The organism is Mesorhizobium sp. M1066 (genome assembly GCF_040318635.1).
Classification (GTDB): domain Bacteria; phylum Pseudomonadota; class Alphaproteobacteria; order Rhizobiales; family Rhizobiaceae; genus Mesorhizobium.
The window spans coordinates 116,527-123,332 of sequence record NZ_JAMYMR010000017.1 but is presented as its reverse complement, the minus strand read 5'-3'; the positions used below and the strand labels follow the sequence as shown (position 1 = coordinate 123,332).

3 protein-coding genes are annotated in these 6,806 nt (G+C 63.2%); all 3 read left to right on the top strand.

The genetic code is table 11. The features are described from left to right. Nucleotides 1–276: 276 nt before the first annotated feature. Nucleotides 277–2,289: an acetyl-CoA carboxylase biotin carboxylase subunit gene (locus NKH52_RS21110; protein ID WP_352733078.1), complete on the top strand. Its 2,013-nt coding sequence runs from the start codon at nucleotides 277–279 to the stop codon at nucleotides 2,287–2,289. Between the two features lie 107 nt (nucleotides 2,290–2,396). Then, nucleotides 2,397–5,924, top strand: coding sequence for a DNA polymerase III subunit alpha (dnaE, locus tag NKH52_RS21105; protein WP_128303379.1), 3,528 nt, complete (start codon nucleotides 2,397–2,399; stop codon nucleotides 5,922–5,924). 67 nt (nucleotides 5,925–5,991) lie between these two features. After that, nucleotides 5,992–6,795 carry a potassium channel family protein gene (locus tag NKH52_RS21100; protein WP_352733075.1) on the top strand — a complete coding sequence of 268 codons (804 nt, stop codon included), beginning with the start codon at nucleotides 5,992–5,994 and terminating at the stop codon, nucleotides 6,793–6,795. The last annotated feature ends 11 nt before the right edge of the window (nucleotides 6,796–6,806 follow it).

Sequence of the window (6,806 nt, the reverse complement as noted above, 5' to 3'; positions counted from 1 at the left end):
CGCCCTCGCGTGGGCCGTCGAGATCGACCTCCATGATCTCCAGCGGCTTTCCGGCGGCGACAGCGACAGCGGCGCGGGTTTTCATTAGGCGTCCTCCAATGCGGTTTTTTTCCAAGGTTTCAGGTTTTGCCGACACGATCAACTGGCTCCCCGACTGGGCCACAGCGATGAATTGGAATCGCAAGTCGATTGAAAGGCAGTGAATTGCATGGTCGGCTTGACCCTGCAAGCACAGGCCATAAAAGGAACGGCCGACCCGAGGGGATGACATTTCGCATGTTCACGAAAATCCTGATCGCCAATCGCGGCGAAATTGCCTGCCGCGTCATCAAGACGGCGCGCAAGATGGGTATCGCCACGGTTGCCGTCTATTCCGATGCCGATCGCGATGCCGTGCATGTCGAGATGGCCGACGAGGCGGTGCATATCGGGCCTTCGCCAGCCGCGCTGAGCTATCTCGTCCCGGAAAAGATCATCGCCGCCTGCAAGGAAACGGGAGCCCAGGCCGTGCATCCCGGCTACGGATTCCTGTCCGAGCGAGCGGCTTTCTGCGAAGCGCTGGAAGCGGAAGGCATCATTTTCATCGGCCCGAAGCCCAAGGCGATCAAGGCGATGGGCGATAAGATCGAATCGAAGAAGTTCGCCAACGCCGCCAAGGTTTCCACCGTGCCCGGATGGCTCGGCGTCATCGAGAATGCCGACCATGCCGAAAAGATCGCCGGCGAGATCGGTTATCCCGTGATGATCAAGGCTTCGGCCGGCGGCGGCGGCAAGGGCATGCGCATCGCCTGGAGCGAGGCCGAAGTGCGCGACGGCTTCGACCGCGCGCGCTCGGAAGCCAAGAGCTCGTTCGGCGACGATCGTCTCTTCATCGAGAAATTCATCGTCGATCCGCGCCATATCGAAATCCAGGTGCTGGCCGACGCGCATGGCAACGCGCTCTATCTCGGCGAGCGCGAATGCTCGATCCAGCGACGCAACCAGAAGGTCGCCGAAGAGGCGCCATCGCCATTCCTGGACGCCGCGACACGCAAAGCCATGGGCGAGCAGTCGGTGGCGCTGGCCAGGGCTGTCGACTACCAGAGCGCCGGCACGGTCGAATTCATCGTCGACAAGGACAAGAACTTCTATTTCCTTGAAATGAATACACGATTGCAGGTCGAGCATCCGGTGACGGAGCTCGTCACCGGCATCGATCTGGTCGAGCAGATGATCCGCGTCGCCGCCGGCGAAAAGCTTGGCCTGAAGCAAAGCGACATCAAGCTGAACGGCTGGGCGGTGGAAAGCCGGCTCTATGCCGAAGACCCTTACCGCAACTTCCTGCCTTCGATCGGCCGACTGACGCGCTACCGGCCGCCTGAGGAAGGACAATTCGGCGATGTCGTCATCCGCAACGATACCGGCGTCACCGAAGGCTCCGAAATCTCGATGTTCTACGATCCGATGCTCGCCAAGCTGTGCACCTGGGCGCCGACGCGTCTGGAGGCCATCGATGCCATGTCGGAAGCGCTCGACAGCTTCGTCGTCGACGGTATCGAGCACAACATTCCGTTCCTGGCCGCCTTGATGCAGCATCCGCGTTGGCGGGAAGGGCGGATATCGACCGCTTTCATATCGGAGGAATATCCCGACGGCTTCGCGCCGGTCGTACCGAACGACGATGAGAAGGCCGTGCTGGCGTCGATCGCGACCGCGGTGGAACTGCTGCGCCGTGACCGGCTCGACCGGCTGGGCGGGCGGTTGGCGCCGCATTCGGGAGCTCTGAAGCGCGACTGGGTGGTAAAGATCGGCGATGACTATCTGTCGGCGTCGATCATCGAGGGCATGATTTCCATTCCGATGGAAATCGATCTGTCGATCGAGGGCGGCAGGGCGTTGACCGTTGCATCAGACTGGCGGCCGGGCGACCTGGTCTGGCGCGGCACGGTCGGCAAGCGCAAGGTTACGGCTCAGGTCAGGCCGGTTGCCAACGGCTTTCGCATAGCCTGGAAAGGCATGTCGGTGACCGCGCGCGCCATGCTGCCGCGCACCGCCGAGCTGGAAAGGCTGATGCCCGAAAAGGTGGCGCCGGACACGTCGAACCTGCTGCTTTGCCCGATGCCTGGCCTTGTCGTGTCGATTGCCGTTGCCGAAGGCCAGGAGGTCAAGGCCGGCGAGACCTTGGCGGTGGTCGAAGCGATGAAGATGGAAAACGTGCTGCGTGCTGAACGCGACCTTGTCGTCTCCAAACTCAACGCCAAGCCAGGCGACAGCTTGGCTGTCGACGCTGTGATCATGGAGTTTGCTTAGGGCTAGCCGGGCAGGCAGCCTGTGATCAGCAGCGGTTTGTGCTGGACTGGCATCGCGCGGTCCCGGACAGTACATCTCCATCGACTCAAGGACCTTCACACAGCACCATGGCCGACGAAAAACTTCCCCGCGATCCCCTGAAGCGCGAAGCAGCGATTGCTGCGGCGCGGCCGGAGGCCCCGGCGCGGCCCTTCGTCCATCTGCGCGTGCATTCGGCCTATTCGCTGCTGGAAGGCGCCTTGCAGATCGGCAAGGTGGTGGCTCACGCGGTCAAGGACGAAGCCCCGGCCATCGCCGTCACCGACACCAACAATCTGTTCGGCGCACTGGAATTCGCGCAGAAGGCGGTGAAGGACGGCATCCAGCCGATCATCGGCTGTCAGACCGCGCTCGCCTTTTCCGGCGAAAACAGCGATGGCCAGCGCGACCGCAGGCGGCAGGGCCCGGATATGCGGCCGGTCGTCCTGCTCGCCGCGACCGAAGCCGGCTATTCCAATCTGGTCAGGCTGGTCAGTCGCGTCTACCTCGAAACACCGCCGGGCGAAGCCGTGCACCTGACCACCGAAATGATGGACGGCTATTGTGACGGATTGATCTGCCTCAGCGGTGGGCCGCGCGGACCGATCGGCACCGCGCTTAAGGAAGATCGCCGCGACCTGGCCGAAGCCCGGCTTTTGACCCTCAAGGAGATGTTCGGCGACCGGCTCTATGTCGAGTTGGACCGGGTTTCCGGTTATGACCGCGTGATCGAAAAATCCTCGATCGATCTGGCGTATGCCCATGAACTGCCCCTGGTCGCCACCAACGAGGCGTTCTTTTCCTCTCGTGACGACTATGACGCACATGACGCGCTGATCGCCATCGCCGAGGGATCGGTCGTCGCCGCCGACAATCGTCGCCGGCTGTCGCCGGACAATTTCCTGCGCAGCCAGGCCGATATGGCGAGGCTCTTTGCCGATCTGCCGGAGGCGATCGACAACACTGTCGAGATCGCGCTGCGCTGCTCCTATTATCCGAAGAACCGCAATCCGATCCTGCCGCGCTTCACCGGCGGCGATGTCGCCGACAATGACGCTGCCGTGCAGGCGGAAGCCGACGAACTGGCCCGCCAGGCGCATGAGGGGCTCGACGCGCGCCTCGCCATGCATGGCCCAACCGCCGGCTATACAGTCGAGCAATACCGCGAGCGGTTGAACTTCGAGCTTGGCATCATCACCAAGATGAAGTTTCCCGGCTACTTCCTGATCGTTGCCGACTTCATCAAATGGGCCAAGGCGCAAGGCATTCCGGTCGGGCCGGGCCGCGGTTCGGGCGCAGGCTCGCTGGTCGCCTATTCGACGACCATCACCGACATCGATCCGCTGCGCTTCTCGCTGCTGTTCGAGCGCTTCCTCAATCCCGACCGCGTGTCGATGCCCGACTTCGACATCGATTTCTGCCAGGATCGCCGAGAGGAGGTCATCCGCTACGTCCAGCAGAAATACGGCCGCGACCAGGTCGGCCAAATCATCACCTTCGGTACGCTGCAGGCTCGCGCTGTGCTGCGCGACGTCGGCCGTGTGCTGCAGATGCCCTATGGCCAGGTCGACAAGCTCTCCAAGATGGTGCCCCAGAACCCGGCCAATCCGGTCAAGCTCGCTGACGCCATCGCCAACGAGCCGCGCTTTGCCGAAGAGGCCGAGAGGGAGCCGATCGTCCAGACGCTGCTCGATATGGCGCAGAAGCTGGAAGGCCTTTACCGCCATGCCTCGACGCACGCCGCCGGCATCGTCATCGGCGACCGGCCGCTGTCGGAACTGGTGCCGATGTACCGCGATCCGCGCTCGGACATGCCCGTTACCCAGTTCAACATGAAATATGTCGAGCAGGCCGGACTGGTGAAGTTCGACTTCCTCGGCCTGAAGACGCTGACGGTGCTGGAGACGGCGGTGAAGCTGATCCGCCGGCGCGGCATCGAGATCGACCTGGCGACGATCCCGCTCGACGATCCCGACACCTACGCCATGCTGTCGCGCGGTGAAGTGGTCGGCGTGTTCCAGGTGGAAAGCGCCGGCATGCGCAAGGCGTTGATCGGCATGCGGCCCGACTGCATCGAGGACATCATCGCGCTGGTCGCGCTCTACCGCCCCGGTCCGATGGAGAACATTCCGACCTACAACGCCAGAAAGCATGGCGAGGAGGAGATGGCGTCGATCCATCCCAAGATCGACCATCTGGTGAAGGAGACGCAAGGCGTCATCGTCTACCAGGAACAGGTGATGCAGATCGCGCAGGAGCTGTCCGGCTACTCGCTCGGCGAAGCCGATCTGCTGCGCCGCGCCATGGGCAAGAAGATCCGCGCCGAGATGGACAAGCAGCGCGAGCGCTTCGTCTCCGGCGCGGTCGAGCGTGGCGTCGGCAAGCCGCAAGCCGACTTCATTTTCGACCTGCTGGCCAAGTTCGCCGACTATGGTTTCAACAAATCGCATGCCGCCGCCTACGCGGTGGTTTCATACCAGACCGCCTATCTCAAGGCGCATTATCCGGTCGAGTTCCTGGCAGCGTCGATGACGCTCGATATGGGCAACACCGACAAGCTGGCCGATTTCCGCCAGGACGCGCTGCGCCTTGGCATCGAGGTTCTGGCGCCCTCGGTGACATCGAGCTTTCGCCCCTTCGAGGTCGGCGAGAACCGCATCTACTATTCGCTGGCGGCGCTCAAGGGCGTCGGCGACGCGGCGGTCGAACACATCGTTGCCCAGCGTGGGGAAAAGCCGTTCAAGAACCTCGCCGATTTCTGCGAGCGGGTCGATCCCAAGATCGTCGGCAAGCGCGTCTTCGAAAGCCTGATCATGGCCGGTGCGCTCGATTGCTTCGGCCACGACCGCGCGTCGATGATGGCGGGCGTGGAGCGCATGATGGGGCTGGCGTCGCTGGCTCAGCAGAATGCAGTTTCCGGCCAGCACGACATCTTCGGCGCCTCGCTCGGCGCCCAGTCGCAGGCACTCAATCTGCCGGCGACAGAGCCGTGGCTCGCCGCCGACCGGCTGCACCGTGAATTCCAGGTGGTCGGCTTCTACCTCTCGGCGCACCCGCTCGACGAGTATAAGGCGGCCCTGCAGAAGATGCGGGTTCAGACGTGGGCCGAGTTTTCGGCGGCCGTCAAGCGCGGCGCCGCCGCCGGCCGTCTTGCCGGCACGGTGACGTCCAAGCAGGAGCGCAAGACGCGCACCGGCAACAAGATGGGCGTCATCGCCTTCTCCGATACGTCAGGCCAGTACGAAGCCGTGCTGTTTTCCGAAGGACTGGCGCAATATCGCGACCTGCTTGAGGCCGGCCGCTCCGTGGTCATCACCGTTGCGGCGGAAGACAGGCCGGAAGGCGTCAATCTGCGCATCAACTCGGTGCAGTCGCTGGAGGACGAGGCAAGCCGTATCCAGAAGGCACTTCGCATTTTCGTGCGCAACGCCTCGCCGATCAACACGCTGGCCGGCCAACTGACCGTCAGGGGCGAAGGCCAGGTCAGCTTCGTGCTGATCAAGGAGGAAGGCGAAGGGGAAATCGAGATCGAGCTGCCGAACCGCTACCGGATTTCGCCGCAGATCGCCTCGGCGATGCGCGCGGTGCCGGGCGTGGTCGAAGTGGAGTTGGTGTGACCCCCGCTCTTTCTCGCGCGCGGCAATCAGCCGGGCGGTCGCTGCCGCGAACGCCAGCGCAGTCAGCATGAAGCCGGCACAGAGGAACGGGTCGCAGACGATTTCAACCTTGGCGCGGCTGCGTGACAGGCTGCGCAGGCTCTATCATGGGCGCACGCCGGCCGCTTTCCGGTTCCAACTGGTGGCCGTCGTCATCGACCTCGCCATCATCGCCTTCTTCATCGCGACGCCGGTTCTTCAGGACAAGCCGTCATTCCTCTGGCTCGACTATTCGGCTGCCGCGCTTGTCGCCGCGGACCTGGTCGCCCGGCTGCTTGCCTCCAAAAACATGCTGCGGCTGATGAAGCAGCCGACGTCGTGGGTCGATGTCTTCATCCTTTTGACGCTGCTGATGCCGACGGCGTTCGCCAATCTCGCCTTCCTGCGCATCCTGCGGCTGTGGTCGCTGTCGCGCAGCGGTTCGCTCTGGCGGCATCTGGAGATGCGCGACCTGCGGCCGTGGCGAGAGGCCAGCCACGCGGTCATCAACCTCTTGACCTTCCTGTTCGTCATCACTGGCTTCGTCTACACGTTCTTCTTCCGCACTGGCGCCGGTCTGGAAAACTATATCGACGCGCTTTATTTCACCGTCGCCACGGTGACGACGACCGGCTTCGGCGACATCGTGCTGCCGGGCATGGCCGGCAAGCTGACGGCAATCGTCACCATGATCATCGGCATATCGCTGTTTGTCAGGCTGGCTCAGGCGATCTTCCGGCCAGCCAAGGTGTTGTTTCCCTGTCCGCAGTGCGGTTTGCGGCGGCACGAGCCGGACGCCGTGCATTGCAAAGCCTGCGGCCATCTCCTCAACATACCCGACGAAGGGAACTGACGGCCGGCGGG

Bases quoted from the DNA above. Each gene is read 5' to 3' on its own strand.
- NKH52_RS21110 (WP_352733078.1), top strand. From the start codon at position 277: ATGTTCACGAAAATCCTGATCGCCAATCGCGGCGAAATTGCCTGCCGC.
- dnaE (WP_128303379.1), top strand. From the start codon at position 2,397: ATGGCCGACGAAAAACTTCCCCGCGATCCCCTGAAGCGCGAAGCAGCG.
- NKH52_RS21100 (WP_352733075.1), top strand. From the start codon at position 5,992: ATGAAGCCGGCACAGAGGAACGGGTCGCAGACGATTTCAACCTTGGCG.